The organism is Streptomyces sp. NPDC031379, assembly GCF_055569615.1.
The window spans coordinates 114,350-137,077 of the sequence record NZ_JBVIIT010000016.1; the positions used below are offsets into that span (position 1 = coordinate 114,350).

Genomic DNA, 22,728 nt, shown 5'->3' on the forward strand with positions numbered 1-22,728 from the left:
TGTATGTGCACCTCGCCAGACGTACCGAATGGGGACGGTAGTCATCTTGTCCCGCATGGCGTCACCTGTCAAGGCGGTGATGCATCCGGGCGGGTGACGCAGGCGGAAGGCGACATGTGTGCCAGGACGCCGGCACGGCGACGAAGGCGGGTGAACCTCGCGGTAGGCTGCTCCGTTCGTTCTCATGACGGGCTTCAGGAGGCCGGCGGCTGCTTCGGGAGCCCGCCCCACCAGCAGGTCGGTCCGCCGGTGAGAGGAGGAGCCCCCTTGTTCGTTCTGGTCCCCGACGACCCCGTGTTCTTCGCGAAGTTCCAGAGCCTTGAAGAACCGCTGCTCCGCCACCTCTACCGACTCCAGACGGCCGGCGGGGAGTCCGACGACGAGCGGATCATCTCGGATGCCTACGACAGCTGGGTGCAGGTGCTGCTGAAACTGCCGCTGTGGACCCAGTGGCACGCCGCGGACGGGTCCGCCGATCACGCCCCGGACGAGCCGGCCAGGTACACCCTCCACAGCGCGGACGGCGCCCAGCTGACGAGTCTCTACCCGATCGAGGTGACCGCGGCCGACCTCGGGCATCTGACGGCATGTCTCGACCTGTTCGTCGCGGCCGGCCGGGCTCGGCGCGCAGGGCCGGGCGAGGCGGACGCCGAAGCGTGCGCCGACCCGTCCGGACGGGAGGACGGCCTCACCGATGTCTTCCGGCGCGTCATGGAGGTCCTGCTGCTTCCGCCCCCGCAGCGGCTCCTGGGCACCTTGCAGCAGGTCATGCTCCAGGGCCGGGCCGTCTCCGTGACCCTGCCGGCCGAGCAGGAGAGGGAGTACCGGCGCTACTGCGAGGACATCGTGACCATCCTCAGCTCCGGTGACACGTTCGCCCACCGCAGCCATCGCGCCCTGTATCTCTGAGCCGCATGTCCGCTCCCGTGACGGTCAGCTCGCGTGCTGGGCGGCCTGGTAGAGGGGGCGGGTGATCGCGGAGGTGAACTGCGGCCCGACGAGGTAGCGGCTGCACGCGGGGTCGCCGGAGTCGTCGCAGACGCCGCCCGCGGGGGTGAAGAAGGCGCTGTGGGTGTTGTCGCCGACGACCGTGCCGAGGCCGGTCGCCGGGTCGAGGGCGGTGATGCGGGGACCGCCGCTGGAGCCGCCGCCCATCACGCAGGCGGTGCCCCATTCGCCCTCGGGCTCCGGGAAGTCGGGCGTGCCGGGGTCCTCACGGGTCGCGCCCGCGCAGAAGGCGAGCCGGGCACCGGTGTACTCGGGCAGACCCTCCCGGGCCGGGTCCGAGGCGGACCGCGGATAGCCGAACTCGTACACCTTCCGGTTGCCCGGCCGGTCGAAGCCGATGCGCTGGGCGCCGCCGACCGCGTCCTGCACCCTGCGGCCCCGGGTGTCGGTGTCGAGGACCACGAACGCCTGGTCGTAGGCGTCGTACTTCAGCGTGTCGATCGCGTCGTCGAGCAGCCAGGTGGCATCGGCCACGCCCAGCCGGCCCACGAACTTCCCGTATGGCGCACGGCCGTCACGGTAGCCGGGGACGAACATCACGTTCGTCGTCCACTGATTGTCCTCGCCGAGCAGGTTCGTGCTGTTCACGCAGTGTCCGGCCGTCACCACGGTGCTGCGGTTGGCGCTCTCGACGACGGTGGCGGTGCAACTGGCGTCCTCGCCGTGGTCGGTGAAGAAGAGCCTGCCCACCGTCCGGCTCAGGGCGTCGGAACCGGTCCACGGCGCACCGTCCGGGCCGCTCTTCGGCGGGTTGCCGGAGGACGGCTCGGTGAGGGCCGCGATGCGCTCCGGAGTCCAGTGGTCCAGCACCGCCTGCCGCTGCGCCGCGGTGACCGCCTCCGGATGGGTGGCGACGCCGCCCGAGCCGGCCGTGGCGAGCGGGCTCCGGGGAGCTGCCGCAGCGGGTCCGGCGGGCACGGACAGAGCGAGGCCCGCGGCCAACGCCACGACTGTCAGCACGACTTCGCGTCGCGCGTACCCACGTGTCCGGTTCTGGTGGCCGCCTGCGCGGCCGGAAGTGTTCGGCATGGGCGGGAGGGTAGGCGGATGGGGTCAGGATCCTGTCAGCGGGCGGTGATGATCGCGTCGTCCCCGTCCCGCCACCCCCACCCACTGAACCTTTCCGGCCCGCGGTTGCGTTCTGGAGTTGAAGGGTTCCGCCGTCAAACACGCGGGCGGCGGGACCGGGACGGGCCTGCCGGGGGCCGAACAGGCCCCCGTGGTCGGATGACCGTCCCCGCACTGGCGGCCCGAGTCCCCCCTCAGGGCCGCCAGTGCGCACTTCGCGACGTGGTTCACGTTTCGTGGCGTGTCTCCTCACAGAGGGGAATCGACTACCCGCGGCGGCGCTGATCGGCGTGGGTGTCGGGGCAGCCCCCGCGTTGCTGACAGCGCTACCTCTTCCGAAATACGTACTCATACTCCACGGGATCTTCTGACACGTGTCTCTGTGGTACGTTCCGTGATCGGCCGGCCCGGGCGACGCGCATGTGCCCGCCCGCACAGGTGTGAAGGTGGCACACGCCGGTCCGTCGGTCGCCGTCCTCGCTGCGGGGAAATGGGAAGAAAGGTCTACGGATGTGCGCCACGCAGGTGCCGGCCAGGGAAGGCACCCGTCTCTTCGAGGAACTGTGTGCCGTGCACGGCATCATGACCCGGGGCGCGGAACTCGTCGCCGGGTCCTTCACGCGGCTGGCGGGCGGCGCGGCCGTCGACACGAAGACCCTGGTGACGACCGTGCGGTGGTTCGTCGACTTCGTGCGCCAGGTCCGTCGGCGCGAGGAAGAGCTGGTGTGGCCGGTGCTGCGCGAGCGGTTTCCCGTGAGAGTTCGGCGGCTCGACCCGCTGGCCGAGGACGACGACGTGCTGGACGAGTCGCTCGACGAGCTGGAGAGCGTGATCGAGCGGATCACCGAGGAGCGCCGGGTCGGGGGGTTGGTGAGCTGGGGGCACGCGATGAGGGAGGGGACGCTCGCCTCGCACCGGGTGCGGGACCTGCTGGCCGGACGCCTCGCGGTGCAGGAGCCCCTGCTGAGGGGGCTGTTGCCCGCAGCCCCGGACGAGGACGTCGCCCGGCTCCGCAAGGCGCCGGCGGACTTCACCCCGCGCGGCGGACCGCATTTGGTCCTCGGCTTCCTGGAGCACCCCGAGCCCCTTCCCGGCCGGGACCAGCTGTACGCCGGCCTTCCGCCGTCCGTGCGCTGGAACCGGGGGCTGCTGGTGAGCAGATTCCGCAGGACGCTCAAGGCCCTCGCGGCCGGCTGAGCCTCGGGGGGCCCGCCCAAGGACGGTGCGGGCCGCGGGGGCTGAGCCCCGTGCCCGTCCGGCATGGTGTGGGCCTTGAACGCTGAGCCCTGTGCCTGTCGGGGCGGTGCGGGCCCCGAGGTCTGAGCCGCTTGCCCGTCGGGGCCGTGCGGGCCGCGGGGGCTGAGCCCTGTCCCCGTCCGGCATGGTGTGGGCCTTGAACGCTGAGCCCTGTGCCTGTCGGGGCGGTGCGGGCCCCGAGGTCTGAGCCGCTTGCCCGCCGGGACCGTGCGAGGTCCGTGTCAGGGGGAGGTCATCGCACGGGCATGGCGGGCGCGGTCTTCTTCCGCGCGCGGTAGGCGGCGGCCTTGATCTTGTTGCCGCAGGACTCCATGCCGCACCACTGGCGCCGCATGCCCCGGGAGCGGTCGATGTAGACCCGCGTGCACTCCGGGTTGCCGCACTCCTTCATCAGGGGGACGTCCGGGCCGCTGAGCAGTTCGACGGCCTGCCGGGCGACGGTCGCCAGGGCCTGCTCCGGGGTCGCGTCGGTGTGCCGTCCGGCCATGGTGAGCTGCGGTGTCACGGGGGTCCTGCGCGCGGCGGCGTTGACCACGGCGAGCGCCTCGCGGTCGAAGTCCTCGTCGAGACGGCGGTTGGTGACGAGGCGGTACACGGCCTCGCGCACGGTGGTCGCCTCCCGGAGGTCCTCCTCGTCGCCGGGCGTGATCGTGTCCACGAGTCCGGACTCCAGGTACCAGGCATTGAGCCGCTCCGGCGTCACGAACATCTCGAACCGGGTCGAGCGCCGCGCACGGAGGGTGGCCGCGAAGTCCAGGGCCGGGTGCCCGCATACGAAAACATGGTCAAGGTTCACATCACCATCTTGACAGGTGACTGTCGTGGAACGCAAGAATCGTCACCGTTCCGGGCGGTGCCGCTCGGTTCACGCCCGGTGACGGGCCGCCTCCGTGTTCTCCCCCCGCCCGCTTCCCGGCTCCAGCCGGATCTCGCGGCCCTGCCACCGCCGCCGCAGCCAGCGGTCGTGGCTGGCGAGGACGATCGCGCCCGGGCCGGTGCCCAAGGCCTCCTCCAGCTCGTCGCACAGACGCGGGGAGAGATGGTTGGTGGGCTCGTCGAGCAGCAGCAGCTGGGGCGGACGGGCCACCAGCAGGGCCAGCGCGAGCCGCCGGCGCTGCCCGACGGACAGCCGGCCGACGGGTTTGTCCAGGTCGGCCTCGTGCAGCAGACCGAGCGAGCCGAGCGGCACCTTCTCGGCCCGCGCCGGCCCCAGCGACAGCTCATAGGTGCCGCGGACCGTGCGCTCAGGCCGGTCGAACACGGTGTCCTGGGTGAGCATCCCCACCGTGAGCCTGCGCCGCCTGCGCACCTCGCCCTCGGCCGGCAGGCGTCCGGCGAGCACGGCGAGCAGCGTCGACTTGCCCGCCCCGTTGCCGCCCGTGACCAGCAGCCGGTCGGTCACCGACACCTCCAGGCCGTCCAGCGCGAGCCGGCCGGGCACCCGTACGTCCCGCAGGGACACCAGCGGCTGCGGGCCCTCCTCCGCACGGGCGGCCAGCTCCCCGGCCGCGAACCGCAGCGGGCGCGGCGGCTCGGCGACCTGGGCACGCTCCAGCTCCTCCAGGCGCCGGGTGGCGTTGCGCACCCGGCGGGAGATCTGGTTCTGCACCCGGCCCGCCCGGTGGCCGTAGCCCATCTTCTCGTTGTCGGTGCGGCCGCGGTCCGGCGCGACCCGGTGGGCGGTCACCCCCGCCGACTCCCGCAGCTCCGCCAGTTCCTCCTGCTCCTCGGCGTACCGCCGCTCCCAGCGTTCCCGCTCGGCACGCTTCTCGCCGAGGTAGGCGCTGTAGTTGCCGCCGTAGCGGACCGGGCCGTCCACCGCCGGGTCGAGGTCGATCAGGTCGGTGCAGACGGCGTCGAGGAACGCCCGGTCGTGGCTGGCGACCACCACGGTTCCGGGCAGGCCGCGGATCTGTTCCTCGAGGAAGGCGGCGGCGCCGTCGTCGAGGTGGTTGGTCGGTTCGTCGAGCAGCAGTGCCGACGGCCGCCGGACGAGCAGCGCGGCCAGGGCGAGCCGGCCGCGCTGCCCGCCGGACAGCGAGCCGAGCGTGCGGTCGTGCGCGAAAGCGCCGAGGCCCAGCCCGTCCAGCACCAGGGCCGCGCGGCGGTCGGCGTCCCAGGACTCCCGGTCCTGGGCCTGTTCGAGGCGCCTGCCGTAGGTGTCGAGGAGTTCCTGGTGGCCGGGGTCGTCCTCGGGGACGCGGGCGAGTTCCCCGCCGAGCCGGTCCAGCTCGGCGAGGTCCTCTCGGGCCTCGCGCAGTGCCTCGTCGAGCACCGCGGCGATCGTCGAATCGGCGTCGAACTGCATCTCCTGGTGGAGGAAGCCGAGGTCGGCGGGGCGGATGACGCTTCCCGCGTCGGGTTCGTCCACGCCCGCGAGCAAGCGCAGCAGGGTGGACTTGCCGACGCCGTTCTCCCCGACCAGGCCGATGCGGTGGCCGGGGGAGGCGGTCAGGGAGACGCCGTCGACGACACGACGGCCGCCGAGGTCGCGGACGAGGTCGTGGGCGAGCAGAGCGGGCTGGGGCACGGGGAACCGTCCAACGTGATCGGTGGTCGGCCCGCCGGGCACAGGGCCTCGGACGCGGGCCACGTCACACGCCGGCGGCTCACACCGCGGGGGCTCCGGTCTCCTTCAGCGCTCCGTCGGCCAGCCGCAGCCAGCGGTTCACCCCGATCTCGGCCAGGAACCGCTCGTCGTGGCTGACCACCATGAAGGCGCCCTGGTAGGAGTTGAGCGCGCTCTCCAGCTGGCCCGCGCTGACCAGGTCGAGGTTGTTGGTCGGCTCGTCGAGCAGGAGCAGATGGGGGGCCGGTTCGGCGCACAGCACGCAGGCCAGGGTGGCGCGCAGCCGTTCGCCGCCGGAGAGCACCCGGACCGGCAGGTGTGCCCGGGCGCCCCGGAAGAGGAAGCGGGCGAGCAGGTTCATCCGCTCCGCCTCGGGCCGCTCGGGGGCGAACGCGGCGAAGTTCTCCGCCACGGTGCGGTCCAGGTCCAGCAGGTCCAGGCGCTGCGAGAGATAGGCGATCCGGCCGTCGTTGCGCCTGATCTCCCCGCCTTCCGGGGCGAGTTCACCGGTGATCAGACGCATCAGCGTGGTCTTGCCGGCGCCGTTGGGCCCGGTCAGCGCGATGCGTTCGGGGCCGCGGACGGTCAGGTCGACACCGCCCGGAGCGAACACGTCCTTGTCCCCGAGCCGGACCTGCATGCCCCCGCCGAGGAAGAGGTTGCGCCCGGCGGGCACCTGGGTGTCGGGCAGTTCCAGGGTGAGGCGCTGCTCGTCGCGCAGCGCGCGTCCGGCCTCGTCGAGGCGGGCCTTGGCCTCGCTGACCCGGGAGGCGTGCATCGTGCCGGACTTGCCCGCGGCCTCCTGCGCGCCGCGCTTCATGTTGCCGGCGAAGATCTTGGGCAGACCGGCGTTCTTGAGGTTCTTGGCGGCGTTGCTCGCGCGGCGCTCGGCGCGTTCGCGGGCCTGCTGCATCTCCCGCTTCTCCCGCTTGAGTTCCTGCTCGGCGTTGCGGACGTTCTTCTCGGCGACCTCCTGCTCGGCGCGCACGGCCTCCTCGTACTCGGTGAAGTTGCCGCCGTACAGGCGTAGTTCGTCGCTGCCGAGTTCGGCGATGCGCTCCATGCGGTCCAGCAGCGCGCGGTCGTGACTGACCAGCAGCAGGCAGCCGTTGAAGTCCCCGAGCACGTCGTAGAGCTTGTGCCGGGCCTCCAGGTCGAGGTTGTTGGTCGGCTCGTCGAGCAGCAGCACGTCGGGGCGCTTGAGCAGCTGGGCGGCGAGGCCGAGGGAGACGACCTGGCCGCCGCTGAGCGTGCTCAGGCTGCGGTCCAGGGTGAGATCGGCGAGGCCCAGACGGTCGAGCTGGGCGCGGGTGCGCTCCTCGATGTCCCAGTCGTCGCCGATGGTGGTGAAGTGCTCCTCGCCGACGTCGCCGGACTCCACGGCGTCGATGGCGCGGATCACCGCGGCGACGCCGAGCACCTCGGCGACCGTGAGGTTGCCGGTCAGCGGGAGGCTCTGCGGGAGGTAGCCGAGGGTGCCGTTGACGGACACCGAGCCGGTGGCGGGCTTCAGTTCGCCGGCGATCAGCTTGAGCAGGGTGCTCTTGCCGGATCCGTTGGGCGCGACCAGGCCCGTACGGCCGGGGGACACGTTGAAGGACAGGTCGTGGAAGACCGGGGTGTCGTCGGGCCAGGCGAAGGAGAGATTCGAGCAGACGACGGAAGCGTCGGACATGGAGATGACCTCGAACGGCTTGAGGGCAGGGAACAGACCTCTGCCCTGGGCAGACGTGGGAAAAGGGGTACGACGAAACGGACCACGTCGGCGGCGCTCCTGAGCACCGGCCGGTGGCCGTCAGGTCCGGGTCTCACCCGGAGATGTCGTCTTCACCCACCACGTCTGCGACTCCTCGATCACACGATTCTCGATCACACGATTCAGGTCCCGCACAGCGTAGCAGGCGGGCGTCCGGGCGTTCTCCTGGGCGGATGGATGTCCGGGGGTTCGGGTTCATACATATGTGCCCCCGGTTGACAGTGCGAGGACGACCGTGCCACCATCGTCACCAGTTTAATAGGTGACGGTGTTGGATCGGCCGACTGTTCACACGTGTGGGCTCGCCGACCGGCGCCGGCCCGTCCGGCCGCACCGCGCCGGGCTCGTCGCCACCTCTAAGGAGCACACTGACCATGGCAGGAAAGCCGAAGCGGAGGGCCGAGGGCGCACCGGTGGGGCGGCGGGCGATGCTCGGCATGCTCGGCGCGGGCGCCGCGGGGCTCGCCGCCGCGCCGTATCTCCAGCGCGGCTGGGAGGGGTTCCTGGCCGGTGCCTCCCAGGTCGACGCGACGGGTCTGACCGGTCTGCTGCCCAACCCGGGCGGCTTCCGGTACTACAGCGTCGTGGGCTCCGTGCCGCACAAGGACGCGACCAACTACGAACTGCGGGTCGACGGGCTGGTGGAGAAGCCGAAGACCTACACGCTCGCCGACCTGCGGGCGCTGCCGCAGACCCGGATCGTCCACGACGTGCTGTGCACGGACGGGTGGCGCGTGGAGCAGACGCCCTTCGAGGGGGTGAAGCTGGCGGACATCCTCGACGCCGCCGGAGTCCGTTCCCCGGGCGCGGCGGTCCGCTTCACCTGCTTCGACGGCGCCTACACCGAGAGCCTCACCCTGGAGCAGGCCCGCCGCTCGGACGTCCTGGTGGCACTGAACATGCAGGACAAGCCCATCACCCACGCACACGGCGGACCGGTCCGCCTCTACGTGGCGCCCATGTACTTCTACAAGTCGGCCAAGTGGCTGTCCGGCATCTCGGTCACCGACAAGGTCGTTCCCGGCTACTGGGAGGAACGCGGTTATGCGATCGACGGCTGGCTCGACGGCGCCGACCGGCACAGCGACGCGGCCTGACCCCGCCGGCCGGCTGCGCCGCTTCAGCACCGCCGAACGCATGGTCCACCGGGCCACCGGCTACCTGATGCTCGTGTGCCTGGTCTCCGCCGCCTGCCTGTACCTGGGGCCGCTGGCCCAGCTCGTCGGGCGGCGTCACCTGATGGTCACGCTCCACGAGTGGTCGGGCATCTCGCTGCCGCTGCCCTTCCTGCTGGGGCTGTTCTCCGCCGAGTTCCGCGCGGACCTGCGCAGGCTCAACCGATTCGCGGTGTACGACCGGCAGTGGCTGCGGGCCGCCCGCAGACGCCTGACGGCGCCCGGGGCGCGCCCGGCCGGGAAGTTCAACGCGGGTCAGAAGCTCTACGCGGGCTGGATCGCCGGCGCCGTGCTGGTGATGATGTTCACCGGTCTGCTGATGTGGTTCATGGGGCTGCTGCCCTTCATCTCCCGCACCAGTGCGATCTTCGTCCACGACGTGCTGGCCTGGGCGATCACCTTCGTCCTGATAGGGCACCTGCGCAGGGCGTACGAGGACCCGGAGGCGCGGCTGGGCATGCGCACCGGGTACGTCAGCCGGTCCTGGGCGGAGCGGTACCACTCTCGGTGGCTGCGCGAGGAGGCCACCGGTAGCGTGGCCGATGACACGGACAAGGTGTGACGTGTCACCCAAGGGGCGACGAACCTGGCGGGAAGGGCTCATGGACGACCGCGGCGTCCCCGACGCCGAGACCCTCCGACCGGACGGGGGCGCCTCGGCTCTCGGTGACGAGCTGACGGCGGTGCTGCACCGCGCCGTGCAGCAGGCCGCCCGCCGCCTGCACGCGGTGGCGGCGGCCGTGTACCTGCTGACCCCTGATGGCGGCGAACTGCGGGCCGCCATGATCGGCGGCAGCCCGCCGTCCGTCTTCACCCTTCCCGGCCGGATGCCCCTGGACTCTCCCTACGCCTCCGCGCGTGCCCTGGCCGGTCAGTGCGTGGCCCTGCTGGCCGAGCCGGACCCGCTCGACGAACCGGAGCACGGGGTGCCGGCCTACCCCTACACCGTCGCCTCCGTCCCGCTGGAGACGGCGGAGCGCCGCTTCGGCTCGCTGACCGTGCTGCGCACCGAGAACCGGGGCGGATACAGCGAGGCGGACTGCCAACGGCTCGCCCGGATCGCCGACCGGCTCGTCGACCTCCTGACCGACCTCCTCGCCCACGGGGTCACGGTCGCGCCCCGGAGCCTGCCCGTGCTGGTCCCGGTCTTCGGCACCGAGCCGTCCGCCGACGCCGCGCACGAGATGCCCTGGGGCATCCCGGACGTTCCCGGTTCCTCGGGGATGACCCAGGTGTACGCCCTCCAGCGACTGACCGACATGCTGAACCGGGCGACCACCATGGAACACGTCACCGCGGCGGCGGAGTTCTGTGTCATGGCACCGCTGGGTGCCCGGGCACTGGCACTGGCCTCTGCGGCCGAGGGCCGGCTGTGGGTCCTGGGCCACAGCGGGGACTCCTCGTCCCTGCTGCGGGAACTGCACGGCGCCGCTCTGCACACCGGCAGTTCCGCCGCTCGGGCGCTGAGCGGAAGGGCGCTGTTCGTGCCAGGTCCGTCGGCATCGCGTGACGGCGGCGACGACCGGGCGCACGCCGTGGCCTACCTGCCGCTCGCCGGCAGCCGGCACGCCCTGGACCTGCCGATGACCGATGCCGCCCCCGCCGTCGGGGTGTGCTGCCTCTCGTTCGACGGCCCGCGCACCTTCCCGCCCGAGGAACGGGCCGTGCTGGCGATGATGGCCGGGCACCTGGGCTCGGCGGTTCAGCGGATCGAACTGAGCACCGGGCGGCAGTCGCTCGCCGAGGTCATGCAGAAGCGGCTGCTGCCCGCCGACCTCGCCGAGACGCCCCGTCTGACCACCACGGCCCGCTACCAGCCGGCCCAGGCCACGGGCGAGGCGGGCGGTGACTGGTACGACGTGATCACGATGCCGGACGACCGCGTGATGCTGGTCATCGGGGACGTCGAGGGCCACACGCTGGAAAGCGCCGCCGTCATGGGCCAGTTGCGTACCTCCGTGGCCGCGTACGCCACCGAGGGCCACGGTCCGGCCGCGCTGCTGGAACGCACCGACCGGCTGCTGTCCCGCCTCGGCACGGAACTGCTCGCCACCTGCTGCGTGGTGGCCGTGGACACCGAGACCGGGGCGGCCGAGGTGGCACTGGCCGGGCATCCGGCACCGCTGGCCCGGCTGCCCGAGGGCACCGTCCGTCCGCTGCGGGCACCGGCCAACGTGCCGCTCGGACTGCACGCGCGTACTCCCTACCGCGCCCAGGAGCACACCCTCGTGCCCGGGACCGTGCTCGCGCTCTACTCGGACGGCGTGCACGAACCGGACCGCGACGACCTCCGGGCCCGCCTGGACGCGGGCGGCCGCGGGGTGGGCGTCGATCTGGAACTCCTGGCGGACGGCCTGCTGCGGGACACACCCGGCCGGCGCGACGACGCCGCGCTGCTGCTGGCCCGCTACGAGGGAGCGGACGACACCGCGGCACTCCGCACCGCGCGTTTCCACGTCCACCGGCGTGACCTCAGGGCGGTGGGGGAGGCCCGCGGCTTCGTGCACGAGTGCCTGTCCGACTGGGGCCTGGCCGATCTGTCGGACGACCTCGAACTCATCACCTCGGAACTCGTGACCAACGCGCTCATCCACGCGGGCAGCGACGTGGACCTGCGGCTGCGGGCGTCGGATGACCGGGTCCGCCTGGAAGTGCGGGACTCGGACAGCGACCCGCCCGTGCCCACCGCCTACTCGCTCACCGACGAGGGCAGCGCGCGGGCGGAACACGGCCGCGGCCTGTACCTGGTCGACGCGCTGGCGCACACGTGGAACACCTCTCCGAGCGGCCGGGGCAAGACCGTCTGGCTGGAGATGGACATCCCGGACGCGGTCCGGCGCGAGCCGGACGGCGGGCCGGCACACCGTCGACTGACCTGACACGTCCTTCGCCGGGCCCGGCCGATTCTGTGAGCCGACCGTCAACTGACTGTTGTCCGCGTATGCGGCGCCGGCTCAGAGTGGCACCGGCTCGAGGGTGTCCGGCCCGGTCGGTGGCCTGAATGTCACCCGCCCTCTTCCGTCACCCTCTTAACCGGTGATAAGGTCTGGATCAGTCTTCGGCGGACCCGTGGCCGACTGCCTCGGGTGCGCACATGTGGGTCACGGAGTCCCACGCGCGGACCTGCTCCGCGGTGACCCGTCGGCCCGGTTCCACCGTTCTGTTGCATGTGCCGTGCACATGTGTCGTCACAGCCAGGCGCACACTTACCTTCTTGGATGGGAAACCCATGAGACGACTTCTGACTGTCCTCGCGGCCGGCGTGCCGCTGGCTGCCGCGGTCTACCTGCCGACCGCGTCGGCGGAGACCCGGAGCAGCTCCGTCCCCGCGACGTTCACCTGCGCGTCGGGATCCGTGAAGGCCCCGGCCGGCACCCAGGTGGAGTCGGTGACGGCGGTCCGCCAGGAGGGCGGCACCATCCACGGAACCGGGATCCTGGGCGGCACCGTCACCGACGTCCCCGCCTACTGCGAAGTGACGGTCACCCTCACCCACCCGGGCGACGGCGACCACGCCAAGGTGCAGACCTGGCTGCCCGTGAACGGCTGGAACGGCCGCTTCCAGGCGATCGGCGGCGCCGCCTACGGCGCCGGGGACGGTGGTGTCGGCCTGGGCACCGCGGTCAAGAACGGCTACGCGGTGACCACCACGGACGCCGGCGTCGGCGACGTCCTCGACACCGGCTGGGCGCTGAACAGCGAGGGCCAGGTCAATGCCGCGCTGCTGAAGAACTTCGCCTCCCGCTCCCAGCACGAGGCGGCGGTCGTCGGCAAGCAGGTCGTCGACGCCGTCTACGGCAAGCGCGCCGACTACTCCTATTTCACCGGCTGCTCCACCGGCGGACGCCAGGGCTACATGGAGGCCCAGCGCTACCCCGATGACTACGACGGCATCCTCGCGGACGCGCCCGCCATCAACTGGGACGAGTTCGAGGTCGCCACCCTGTGGCCGCAGGTGGTCATGAACAACGAGCACACCTACCCGTCCAAGTGTGAGTTCAAGGCGTTCACCGACGCCGCCGTCAAGGCCTGCGACCCGCTCGACGGCGCCAGGGACGGCCTCGTCAACGACGCGTCCCGCTGCGACTTCGACCCGCGCCGGCTGATCGGCACGAAGGTCCAGTGCGAGGGCAAGGAGCTGACCATCACGGCGGCCGACGCGGCCGTGGTCCGCAAGATCTGGGACGGCCCGCGCACCGCCTCCGGCAAGAAGCTGTGGTCCGGCGTCCCGGTCGGAGCCGACCTGACCGGCCTGGCGGCCGTCAACCCCCCGGACGCCGACGGCAACGTCACGGGTTCCCCGTTCCAGGTGCCCGCCCGCTGGGTCCAGCTCTGGCTGAAGAAGGACCCGTCCTTCGACGTCTCGAAGATCACCTACAGCGAGTTCACCCAGCTGTTCAAGCAGTCCGAGGCCGAGTACGACAAGATCATCGGCACGGACGACCCCGACCTGTCCGCCTTCCGTGACTCCGGCGGAAAGCTCCTGACCTGGCACGGCCAGGCCGACCAGTTCATCCCCACCCAGGGCACCGTGGAGTACCGCAAGCAGGTCGAGCGGGAGCTGGGCGGCTCCAAGCGGGTCGACGACTTCTACCGTCTCTTCCTCGCCCCGAACACGAACCACTGTGGCCTCAACGGTTCCAACGGCTCGGCCGACGGCCTCGCCGCGCTGACCGCCTGGGTCGAGCACGGCAAGGCGCCCCAGACGCTGCCCGCGACCCTGATCAACGCGAGTGGCGAGCAGGTCAGCCGGGACCTGTGCAGCTACCCGAAGGTGTCCCGCTACAAGGGCTACGGCGACCCGGCCGTCGCCTCCAGCTTCCGGTGCGTCCTGCCGTCCCGGCACTGATCCGACCGCCGACCACCTGACCACCTGAGAAAGGCCGAACCCCCATGAGCACGCAGACAGCGACCCCGACCGGCCAGGCGGCCATGGGCGAACGCTCCTCCCTGCTGAGGCTGTACCTGGGCCGTGGCGTCCTCGCCGTGGCGTGGGCCCTGGCGTTCGCCGGAGCCCACGAGGACGTCGACGCCGTGGCGATCACGCTGCTGGTCGTCTACCCGCTGATCGACGCGGTGTCCTCGCTGATCGACTACCGCGCCACGCCCGACGGCTCGGAGCGCCGGGTCACCGCGTTCAACGGGGTGCTCAGCACGCTGGCCGCCGTCGCGGTCGGCATCGCCGGCGCCGGCGGCGAGGCACCCGTGCTCCATGTGTTCGGCGCCTGGGCCGTCGTCTCCGGTGCCGCCCAGGTGGTCGTCGGACTGCGGCGGCGCGGCCCCGAGTTCGGCAAGCAGTGGCCGACCCTGATCTCGGGCGGGCTGTCCTTCCTCGTCGGCATCACCTACAACATCCAGGCCGCGGGCGACAACCCCTCGCTCGACGTGCTGTCGGTGTACGCCACCGGCGGTGGCGTCTTCTTCATCGCCCAGGCCCTGCTGCTCGGCTGGAAGACCCGCCAGCTGCGCACCCGGACCGTCTGACGGCCGTACCCCTTCTGTTCCGTCCCCTTCGGTTCCGTCCCGGCCCGCGCCTCCACGGCGCGGGCCGGGACGTTTCCCGTGCGTGCCGTCAGCCGACGACGCGGTAGCGCACCGGAAGGGACAGCACGCCGCGGATGATCCCGGAGCCGATCCAGTCGAGCGAGTCCGGCGGGGCGGCCAGTTCCAGCTCGGGGACGCGGGACAGCAGGGTGCGCAGGGCGACGGCCGTCTCCAGCCGGGCGAGCGGGGCGCCCAGGCAGTAGTGGATGCCGTGGCCGAAGGCCAGATGGCGGGCGCCCGGCCGGGTCACGTCGAGTACGGCGGGGTCGTCGCCGTCCGCCTGCGGGGCGTCGTGCCCGGCCGAGCCGAGAGCGACGACGACCATGCTCCCGCGGGGGACCGGCACCCCGCCCAGCTCGAGGTCCTCGGAGGCATAGCGGCTCGTGGAGCGCTCGACGGAGGTGTCGTAGCGCAGGAACTCCTCCACCGCGCCGGGCACCAGGTCGGGCCGCTCGCGCAACAGCCTTAGTTGGCCGGGGTGTTGCAGCAGGGCCAGCACGGCGTTGCCCAGCAGGTTCACCGTGCTCTCGTGGCCCGCGACGACCAGCATCAGGGCCGTGCCCACCAGTTCCTCCTCGGAGAGCCGGCCGTCCTCCTCGTCGCGCACGGCGACCAGGGCGGACAGAAGGTCGTCCTGGGGACGGCGGCGTTTGTCCGCGACCAGGCCGGCCAGCAGCCCGTGCAGAGCGGCCAGCGCCGCGCGGTGCCCCGGCGAGGCCACCTGGAGCGCCTGCCCCGACCAGCGGCGGAAGTCCAGGTGGTGTTCCGACGGGATGCCGAGGAGTTCGGCGATCACCGTGGCCGGCAGCGGCGCGTTGAACGCCTCGACGAGGTCGGTCTCGCCGGCGGGCGGCATGGCGTCGATCAGGTCGTGGGCGATCTGCTCGATGCGCGGCGCCAGTCCGGCCGTACGGCGGGAGGTGAAGGCGGCCGAGGCCAGCCGGCGCAGCCGGGTGTGCTCGGGCGGGTCGGCCTCCATCATCTGCGCGCCGAGTCCGACCGCGGGCTGGTGCAGGACGTATCCGGCAGCGGCCAGGGCGTCGGCGGCGGGCGTGGCGTCCTTGAGCAGGGCGGGGTGGGTCAGCGCCTCCCGGGCCAGGTCGTAGCCGACGATCACCCAGCCCTTCAGGCCCAGGTGGAACTCGGCCGGGTGGATGGGGCCCAGCTCCCGGAGCCGGGCGTAGCGCGCGGGGGAGTCCGCCTTGAAGGCGTGATCGATGACCACCCTGCCGTCCTGGTACGGGCACTGCTCGTGCGTGCTCATGGCTGCCTCTTTTGTAGTCGCGGTCAGGTCGTCGTGATGAGAACGAGCCGTGTGCCGCGTACGTGCAGCACGGCCGGCCCGCGCACGGACGCGCCGAAGGGGCATGCGCACCGCGCATGCCCCTTCGGCGCCGGAGAACTCAGTTGTCGCTGTTGAAGATGGTCAGCACCTGGAGCACCTCCAGGTAGATCCACACCAGTGTCGTGGTGAGACCGAAGGCGGCCAGCCACGCCTCCTCGCGCGGGGCGCCGTAGGCGATGGCGTCCTCCACCTGCCGGAAGTCCAGGGCGAGGAAGGCCGCGCCGAGCAGGATGCCGATCACGCCGAAGACGATGCCGAGGCCGCCGCTGTGGAAGCCCAGGCCGTTGCCCGCGCCGAAGGCGGAGAAGAGCAGGTCGGCGACGAGCAGCAGGAGGAAACCGGTCGCGGCGGCGGCGACGAACCCGGCGAACCGCTGCGTGACGCGGATCCAGCGCATCCGGTAGGCGATGAGGACGCCCGCGGACACGGCGAAGGTGCCGAGCACCGCCTGGGCGACCACGCCCGGTGCGATGTACGTCGAGGTGGCGCTGGAGATGACACCGAGGAAGACACCCTCGAACGCCGCGTACCCGAGGATCAGCGCCGGGGACGGCGTCCGCCGGAAGGCCTGGATCATCGACAGGACGAAGGCGACGAGGGCGGCGCCCACGGCGATCCCGTAGGACCGGCCGATGGTCGCCTCGTCGACGGGCAGCAGGAGCCAGGACAGCACGGCCGTCAGCGCCACGGTGCCGAGCGTCGTCGCGGTGCGGACGATGACGTCGTCCATCGTGATCGCGGTCCGGGCGGCCCGGGCGTCGGTGTCGGGCCCCGCGCCCGTGGCCGGGGCGTAGGGGTTGGTCAGGTGGTCGCCCGCCGGCCGGCCTCCGGCCGTGGCGCCCACCGGGTGACGCATGTATGCGTCGGTGGGGCCGGCGTCACGGGCGGCGCCCCAGCGGGAGAAGATCGGGTTGCTGCTCTTCACGTCGTTCCTCCTCGTCCGCCGCGCGTGCGGCCTGCGGCAAAGCGTTGTCATCGGGCGCCCGGAGCGGCACACGTGTGACGGTGGCCGACCGCCGGGCCGACGACGGCAACCCTTGTGCGTCACCACTCTGACAGGTGACGCGACGGGAGGCAAGTCGTTCCGTCCCGACGCGCTCGCGGTCAGGCGGCGGGGGTGCCCGGGTCGTCGAGCAGGTTCGTCAGGAAGTCGTCCCAGTTCAGACCGTCCATCTCCGCTTCGGCCGGGACGACTTGGTAGGTGGCGTCGAGCCATTGCGCGAGTGGCGCGGTGGGCAGCTCGAACAGGGCCTCCACCTCGGCCGATTCGAGGAGCAGCCACGACGAGGGCCGCTCGCCGGGCAGCGTCGGCCACATCCGCACGTCGCCGGTGCCGCTCATCGCCGTCACGCCGTGGTGGAGGAGTTCACGGCCGATGCACCAGATGAGACTGGGTCCTCGTTCCGCCAGGAACTCGACCGTGATCACCGCGGGCATGCCCGGATCGAAGCGGAACTTCGCCCGCATCGGCAGCCGGGTGAACTCATCGAGCATCTGGTCGAGGTCCAGGAACAGCGAGGGCACCTGCTCGGGCGCCGGAAGCGCCCGCAGCTGTGGCTGATCAGGGTGCATGACGGGAGTTCCCCTCCGTGGGACGAGATCTGCGCCTCCCACTCTTCGCCGGGGGCGAAACCCGCACATCGGTCACTTGACGGTCAACCGCGTGACTGCGCGGGGCGTCGACACGGACACCGCGGCCCGTGCCGGCACGAGCCCCGTGCACAGTGACGTACGTGACGTAAGTCAAAGCACCGCCACGTAAGTCAAAGCACCGTCACCGCCGCGCCGCCGGGCGTCATCGAGCCGCGCGCACAAGGGCCCGGCCCGCACGGAGCGGAGCCGGGCCCGAATGCGCGAACCCGCGCGCGAATGCGCGAACCCGCGCCCGCGGTCGCGAGGAAGGACGGCCGTGGGCGCGGGAGTGGGCGGGTGTGCCGGGATGTCAGGTCACAGGAGCGAGGTTGGGGCCGGTGGTGCCCAGCTGCTCGGTGGACACCACCGGCGGCACCGGCCAGGTCACGCCCTTCGGCGGCCAGCTCTGCCCGGTCGCCTTCAGGAACTCGGCCGGCGGCTCGTACAGCGGCGGCTGGTTCCCGTCGGGGATCATCGAGGCCCACGCGACGCCCTCGGTACGGTCCTTGAACTCCTGCTTCATCGCGTCCAGCTGTTCCGGCTGCTCGATCAGGTCGATCGCGGCCGCCGCCAGGTAGCGGGCGGCGGACAGCAGCGCCTGGTGGCCGATGTTGGTGGCCGCCGTCGCGGTGACGCCCCAGTTGTGGTTCGGGATGCCGGGCGGGTAGGCCGCGGACAGCAGCACGGCGGTCGGCGCCTGCCAGCTGATGTCGGCGGTGTCGGTGGCCAGTCCGCCGGTGTAGGCGGCGGCCGGGGGAGCTAGCGGGGTCAGGCCGGTCGGCATGCCCACCTCGGGCTTGCCCAGCGACTTCTGCACCGCCTTGGCCAGGGCGTGGTCGGCGTCGGTGAACTTCGGGGCGCCGATCTGCTGCATGTTGTCGTTGAGCAGTTCCGCGCCGGCCTTGTTGGCGAGCAGGTTCCAGGTCGCCGAGTGGAACTTGTGCACCAGACGGGTCTGGCTGGCCTGGGCGGCCGCCTTGCCGCACGCCACGATCTTGTCGTACAGCACCTGGGCGCGTGCCGGGCTGCCCTCGCGGACGAAGAACCAGATGGAGCACATGTCCGGGGTCACGTTCGGGGCGCCACCGCCGTTGATGATCGCGTAGTGGAACCGCCCGGACGGGGCGACGTTCTTCTCCCGCAGGTACTCCGACATCGTCGCCATCAGCAGGGCACCGTCCAGGCCGCTCTTGTTGCCGAGCGGGGTGCCGCCGTGGCCGGAGGCGCCGAGGAAGGTGAACGTGGCCGAAATCAGCGCGCTGGTGGTGTTCCAGAACGGCACCGTGATGTTGAACGGGTGCCAGTCGAGGAAGGCGTCGAGGCCGGCGTAGACGCCCTCCTTGACCGCATACGCCTTGCCGACGAGCTGTTCCTCGCCCGCGCTGCCGAACAGCTTGACCCGGGCCTTCAGCCCGTTCGTGCGGATCGCGTGCGCCACGGCGATCGCCGCGGCGGTGCCGCCCGCGCCGAGGGTGTTGTGGGCGTCGCCGTGGCCGGCGCCGTAGGTGGGGCCGTAGGCGTCGTAGTTGTAGACCAGCGGGTCGTGGGTGCCCACGCCCTTCTTCTGCGACAAGCCGGGCAGGGCGTCGTACTCGGCGTTGAAACCGAGTACCGGGCCCTCGGTGCCGTAGGTGGCGACGAAGGCGGTCGGGAAGCCGGCCGAACCCCACTCGATGGTGAAGCCGTTGTCCTGCAGCAGCTTGGCGTGGGCGAGGGAGGACTTCCACTCGCGCAGCGACAGCTCCGCGTGCTCCCACACGTCGTCGCTCAGCTTGGTGATCGCGTCCTCGTCGGCCGTGATCCAGTCCAGCGCGGTCTGCTTGGCCGCGGTGTCCTGGGCCAGCCCCTTGGGCGCCTTGTAGGTGGCCGGGGAGACGCCGGTCTTCTCGTCGTGGCCGAGGGTCGCGGCGAGCACCGGGTCGGCCTGGAGGATGGCCGCGGTGGTCGCGGTGGCGCTCAGGCCGAACATCTTCAGCAGGCGTCGGCGGCCAGGTTGGAAGTCGTTCACGTCAGTCTCGTCCTCGAAGTGTGAGGGAAGGGCCGGACGACCGGCTCCGCGACATGTGGTCGTGGCATGTCACCAAGGATCATATGTGTCTAACAGGTGGACACACGTTGCTTATCGGCCGACTCCCACGTCTGTATGAGAGTCCGTCGCTCGATCGCCGGCCGAGGCCCTCAACGACCGCCTCGCACCTCGCGTGGTGACGAGGGAGAGTGACGTCTCATCAGTCTGCGAATGCAGACAACGGGACGTGTGCTCGACCGAGGGGAATATCGGGGCGGACCGAAGCATTCACACGTGTGAGCGGCGGGCCGCCCGGCGTGTCCCCGCGTCCCCCTGGTCTTTCCACAGAGAGGCACACCTCATGACCGCCGTGACAGGAACCCTCGTCGACATCGCCACCGCAGACGGCACCGCCGACGCCTATCTCGTCCACCCGGCCGACGGCAGAGCACACCCGGGGGTCCTCATGTACCAGGACGCTTTCGGGCTGCGCCCGCATCTGAAGAAGATGGCCGACCGGCTGGCGGCCTCCGGCTACACGGTGCTCGTCCCGAACGTCTTCTACCGGCACGGGCGTGCCCCGGTCGTGGACCTGCCCGAGTTCATCGACATGGAGGCCCGCCCGGACATCGTCCAGAAGGTCGTCCCGATCATGGAGTCGCTCACCGCGGAACTGACCGAGCGCGATGCGGAGGCCTACCTGGCGTGGTTCGCGGACTCGCCCCTGGTCACGGACGGGCCGGTCGGCATCACCGGCTACTGCATGGGGGCCCGGCTGGCCCTGTACACGGCCGGTACGCACCCGGACCGGGTCGCGGCGGCGGCGGGCTTCCACGGGGGCGGGCTGGCGAGCGACGCGCCCGACAGCCCGCACCTGCTCGCCGACCGGGTCACCGCCGAGCTGTATTTCGCGCACGCCGACGAGGACCCGTCGATGCCCGAGGAACAAGCTCGCCGTCTGGAGGAAGCGTTCACCGAAGCGGGCGTCAAGCACCGGTGCGAGGTCTACGAGGGAGCGCACCACGGCTACACCCAGTCCGACACCGCCGCTTACGACCCTGGCGCGGCTCAGCGGCACTGGACGGAACTGCTCGCCCTCTTCGCCCGTACCCTCTGAGGACATCGCACCGCCGGCTGGATCCTTCGCCCCCGGGTCGGAAGCCGGCGAACCTGGGGCGCCCCGCTGCACGTGTCTTTCATGGCGACGGGCACACGTCGTGCCGGTGCGGCGTCAGAAGGCGCCGCACTCATGTCCCGTGTCCGGGAAGGCCCGGGAAGGTACCGGAAGGTCCGGACGAGAGCAGGGAGACGCCCCAGATGCACCACCCCGACGCTGAGTCCCCGGTCGCGGGCCCCGAGACGCTGGTAGCCGGGCGGTACCGGCTGCTGTCCAGGCTCGGGGAGGGCGGCATGGGAACGGTCTGGCGTGCCCGTGACGAAGTGCTGCGCCGCGAGGTCGCCGTCAAGGAGGTGCGCGCCCCGGCCGGGCTGCCCGCGGAGAGGGTCGAGCGGATGTACGCCCGGCTGGAGCGGGAGGCGTGGGCCGCGGCCCGGATCACCGCTCGCAACGTGGTCACCGTCCATGACGTGGTCACCCACGAGGGCCGGCCCTGGATCGTGATGGAACTCGTCCGCGGCAGGTCGCTCGCCGACCTTCTCAGCGCCGAAGGCGCGTTGCCGCCCCGGGAGGCCGCGCGTGTCGGTGCCGAAGTACTGAACGCGCTGCGTGCCGCGCACGCCGCCGGGGTGTTGCACCGCGACGTGAAACCCGCCAACGTCCTGCTCGCCGACGACGGCAGAGTGGTGCTCAGCGACTTCGGCATCGCGATGCTGCAGGACGACACCGCGCTGACCCTCACCGGTGAGGTGGTCGGCTCACCCGAGTTCATCGCGCCGGAACAGGCCTTGGGCCGCACCCCGGACACCGCGGCCGACCTCTGGTCCCTCGGCGTCCTGCTCTACGCCGCCGTTCAGGGGCGGTCGCCCTTCCGGCAGAACACCGCCCTGAACACGCTGCGCGCCGTCGTCGACACCGACCCGCCCCGCCCGCACCGGGCCGGACCGCTCACCGCCGTCATCAACGGCCTCTTGCGCAAGAACCCGGCCGAACGGCTCTCCGCCGAGCGGACGGAAGAGGAACTGCGACGCATCGCCACCGACGCCACCACGGGCCCGGGCAGCTGGGCGACGGTCGGCATGGAGACGCCTGCCGTGCCGGTGCCGGTCGTGTCGGACGCCGCGGTGACGGCTTCGGTCGAGGCGGCCGACGTGTTCGTGCGGGCGTCGCCGGACACCGCAGCAACGGCCGGCCTCGAGACGCCTGCCGTGTCGGGCACCGCGGTGACGGCTTCGGTCGAGACGCCTGCCGTCCCGGTGCCGGTCGTGTCGGACGCCGCGGTGACGGCCCCGGCCGAGGTGGTCGACGTGTCCGTGCGGGCGTCGTCGGACAGCACGGCGACGGCCGCCCTCGAGACGCCCGCCACCCCGTCGTGGCCAGCTCACCCAGACGGCTCGGTGACAACCGCCGACGCCATGGCCGTCCTCCCGCCGCTCCCGGCGCCGGTTCCCCACCCGGGGCAGGCTCCGCCCGGGCCCGGTGCGGCGACGGCGCCCGTGACCGTCCTCGCCGCGGCCCCCGCGACCACGGCCCCCGCGACCACGGCCCCCGCGACCACGGCCCCCTCGATCACGGCCCCCGCGACCACGGCCCCCTCGATCACGGCCCCCGCGACCACGGCCCCCGTGACCACGGCCGTTGCGCCGCGGCGCGGTCGCCGGACGGTGTATTGGCTGACGGCCGTGGGGATCGTGTGCGTTCTGCTCCTGGCCGGGCTGAGACATGTGCTGGCGGACAGGAATTCGGCAGGCGACGATGGTCCGGAGGCCTCGGCCGGGCAGCCCGTCACCGTGACGGTCACGGGCGCGAACACGACGTACGCGGGAGCCTGCCCGCCGCCGCAGACGCGGGCCCTCGCCTTCACGGCCACCTTCGAGGTGACGCGGCTGCCCGTGCAAGTGTCCTACCGGTGGGTGTCGGCACAGGGAGCGGTGGTCGACCCGCACTGGCGGACGCTGTCCTTCCCGGCTGGCGGCCCCCACCCGCACCGGGAGACGGTGCGGGTGACGACGTACGCGCGGGCCGGGACGCTGTCGAGTGCGATGGCCGTGGAGATCCGGTCGCCGCTGGAGAAGGTGTCCGACGCCGTGCCCTTCTCTCTGACATGCTCGCCGTAGACGTACCCTACGCCGGGATGGTGTGAACCCGGCGAACCCGATCCTCCGTGTTCATGGCGGGCCGGTCGGCCCCCCTGGCCGGACGGACCGCGTAGCGCCGTTCCGTCCCGGCGGGAACACGTGTCTGCGAGG

Annotated in this window: 17 protein-coding genes; 9 read left to right on the forward strand and 8 right to left on the reverse strand. The window is 71.8% G+C overall.

All coding sequences use genetic code 11. The features are described 5' to 3' along the window. Positions 1 to 267 precede the first annotated feature (267 nt). On the forward strand, positions 268 to 909 hold the full coding sequence (locus ACZ5CW_RS23370; RefSeq protein ID WP_468604313.1) for a hypothetical protein: 642 nt from the start codon (positions 268 to 270) through the stop codon (positions 907 to 909). A gap of 24 nt (positions 910 to 933) precedes the next feature. On the opposite strand, the gene ACZ5CW_RS23375 is transcribed toward ACZ5CW_RS23370, so the two are convergent. Then, positions 934 to 2,037, reverse strand: a complete 1,104-nt coding sequence (locus ACZ5CW_RS23375) for a trypsin-like serine peptidase (RefSeq protein ID WP_468604315.1) — start codon at positions 2,035 to 2,037, stop codon at positions 934 to 936. A gap of 549 nt (positions 2,038 to 2,586) precedes the next feature. On the opposite strand from ACZ5CW_RS23375, the gene ACZ5CW_RS23380 reads away from it, so the two are divergent. Further along, positions 2,587 to 3,273, forward strand: a complete 687-nt coding sequence (locus ACZ5CW_RS23380) for a hemerythrin domain-containing protein (protein ID WP_468604317.1) — start codon at positions 2,587 to 2,589, stop codon at positions 3,271 to 3,273. 292 nt (positions 3,274 to 3,565) lie between these two features. On the opposite strand, the gene ACZ5CW_RS23385 is transcribed toward ACZ5CW_RS23380, so the two are convergent. The 3 genes from ACZ5CW_RS23385 to abc-f all read right to left on the reverse strand — a co-directional run bounded on the left by ACZ5CW_RS23385 (position 3,566) and on the right by abc-f (position 7,577). Next, positions 3,566 to 4,129, reverse strand: a complete 564-nt coding sequence (locus ACZ5CW_RS23385; protein ID WP_468604319.1) for a CGNR zinc finger domain-containing protein — start codon at positions 4,127 to 4,129, stop codon at positions 3,566 to 3,568. A 69-nt stretch (positions 4,130 to 4,198) separates the two neighbouring features. Next, positions 4,199 to 5,863, reverse strand: coding sequence for an ABC-F family ATP-binding cassette domain-containing protein (locus ACZ5CW_RS23390; RefSeq protein ID WP_468604321.1), 1,665 nt, complete (start codon positions 5,861 to 5,863; stop codon positions 4,199 to 4,201). Positions 5,864 to 5,942: 79 nt separating this feature from the next. Next, positions 5,943 to 7,577, reverse strand: a complete 1,635-nt coding sequence (gene abc-f / locus ACZ5CW_RS23395; RefSeq protein ID WP_468604323.1) for a ribosomal protection-like ABC-F family protein — start codon at positions 7,575 to 7,577, stop codon at positions 5,943 to 5,945. Between the two features lie 455 nt (positions 7,578 to 8,032). Between abc-f and ACZ5CW_RS23400 the strand changes: the two genes are divergently transcribed. From ACZ5CW_RS23400 to ACZ5CW_RS23420, 5 genes are all read left to right on the forward strand, one after another. After that, positions 8,033 to 8,755: a molybdopterin-dependent oxidoreductase gene (locus tag ACZ5CW_RS23400; protein WP_468604325.1), complete on the forward strand. Its 723-nt coding sequence runs from the start codon at positions 8,033 to 8,035 to the stop codon at positions 8,753 to 8,755. Beyond that, entirely contained in the window at positions 8,703 to 9,395 is a 693-nt protein-coding gene (locus tag ACZ5CW_RS23405) for a cytochrome b/b6 domain-containing protein (RefSeq protein WP_468604327.1), read from the forward strand. Before ACZ5CW_RS23400 ends, ACZ5CW_RS23405 begins: the two co-directional genes overlap by 53 nt. Before the next feature lie 40 nt (positions 9,396 to 9,435). Continuing rightward, a complete protein-coding gene (locus ACZ5CW_RS23410) occupies positions 9,436 to 11,712 on the forward strand; it encodes a SpoIIE family protein phosphatase (protein ID WP_468604329.1) in 2,277 nt (758 codons plus the stop codon). Positions 11,713 to 12,062: 350 nt separating this feature from the next. Further along, the gene (locus ACZ5CW_RS23415; protein WP_468604331.1) at positions 12,063 to 13,682 is read left to right on the forward strand and encodes a DUF6351 family protein; all 1,620 of its coding nucleotides are present in this window, start codon (positions 12,063 to 12,065) and stop codon (positions 13,680 to 13,682) included. 44 nt (positions 13,683 to 13,726) lie between these two features. Beyond that, positions 13,727 to 14,317, forward strand: coding sequence for a DUF308 domain-containing protein (locus ACZ5CW_RS23420; RefSeq protein ID WP_468604333.1), 591 nt, complete (start codon positions 13,727 to 13,729; stop codon positions 14,315 to 14,317). A gap of 88 nt (positions 14,318 to 14,405) precedes the next feature. Here ACZ5CW_RS23420 and ACZ5CW_RS23425 read toward each other — a convergent pair whose 3' ends face one another. The 4 genes from ACZ5CW_RS23425 to ACZ5CW_RS23440 all read right to left on the reverse strand — a co-directional run bounded on the left by ACZ5CW_RS23425 (position 14,406) and on the right by ACZ5CW_RS23440 (position 19,362). Then, the gene (locus ACZ5CW_RS23425; RefSeq protein ID WP_468604335.1) at positions 14,406 to 15,641 is read right to left on the reverse strand and encodes a cytochrome P450 family protein; all 1,236 of its coding nucleotides are present in this window, start codon (positions 15,639 to 15,641) and stop codon (positions 14,406 to 14,408) included. Positions 15,642 to 15,780: 139 nt separating this feature from the next. Continuing rightward, complete coding sequence (locus tag ACZ5CW_RS23430) at positions 15,781 to 16,647, reverse strand: Bax inhibitor-1/YccA family protein (RefSeq protein WP_468604337.1); 867 nt, start codon at positions 16,645 to 16,647, stop codon at positions 15,781 to 15,783. 179 nt (positions 16,648 to 16,826) lie between these two features. Beyond that, positions 16,827 to 17,294, reverse strand: coding sequence for an SsgA family sporulation/cell division regulator (locus ACZ5CW_RS23435; protein WP_468604339.1), 468 nt, complete (start codon positions 17,292 to 17,294; stop codon positions 16,827 to 16,829). A gap of 370 nt (positions 17,295 to 17,664) precedes the next feature. After that, on the reverse strand, positions 17,665 to 19,362 hold the full coding sequence (locus tag ACZ5CW_RS23440) for a zinc-binding metallopeptidase family protein (RefSeq protein WP_468604341.1): 1,698 nt from the start codon (positions 19,360 to 19,362) through the stop codon (positions 17,665 to 17,667). 361 nt (positions 19,363 to 19,723) lie between these two features. Between ACZ5CW_RS23440 and ACZ5CW_RS23445 the strand changes: the two genes are divergently transcribed. Together ACZ5CW_RS23445 and ACZ5CW_RS23450 are read left to right on the forward strand one after the other, a co-directional pair. After that, entirely contained in the window at positions 19,724 to 20,479 is a 756-nt protein-coding gene (locus ACZ5CW_RS23445) for a dienelactone hydrolase family protein (protein ID WP_468604343.1), read from the forward strand. A 200-nt stretch (positions 20,480 to 20,679) separates the two neighbouring features. After that, positions 20,680 to 22,596 carry a serine/threonine-protein kinase gene (locus ACZ5CW_RS23450; protein ID WP_468604345.1) on the forward strand — a complete coding sequence of 639 codons (1,917 nt, stop codon included), beginning with the start codon at positions 20,680 to 20,682 and terminating at the stop codon, positions 22,594 to 22,596. Positions 22,597 to 22,728: the final 132 nt, after the last annotated feature.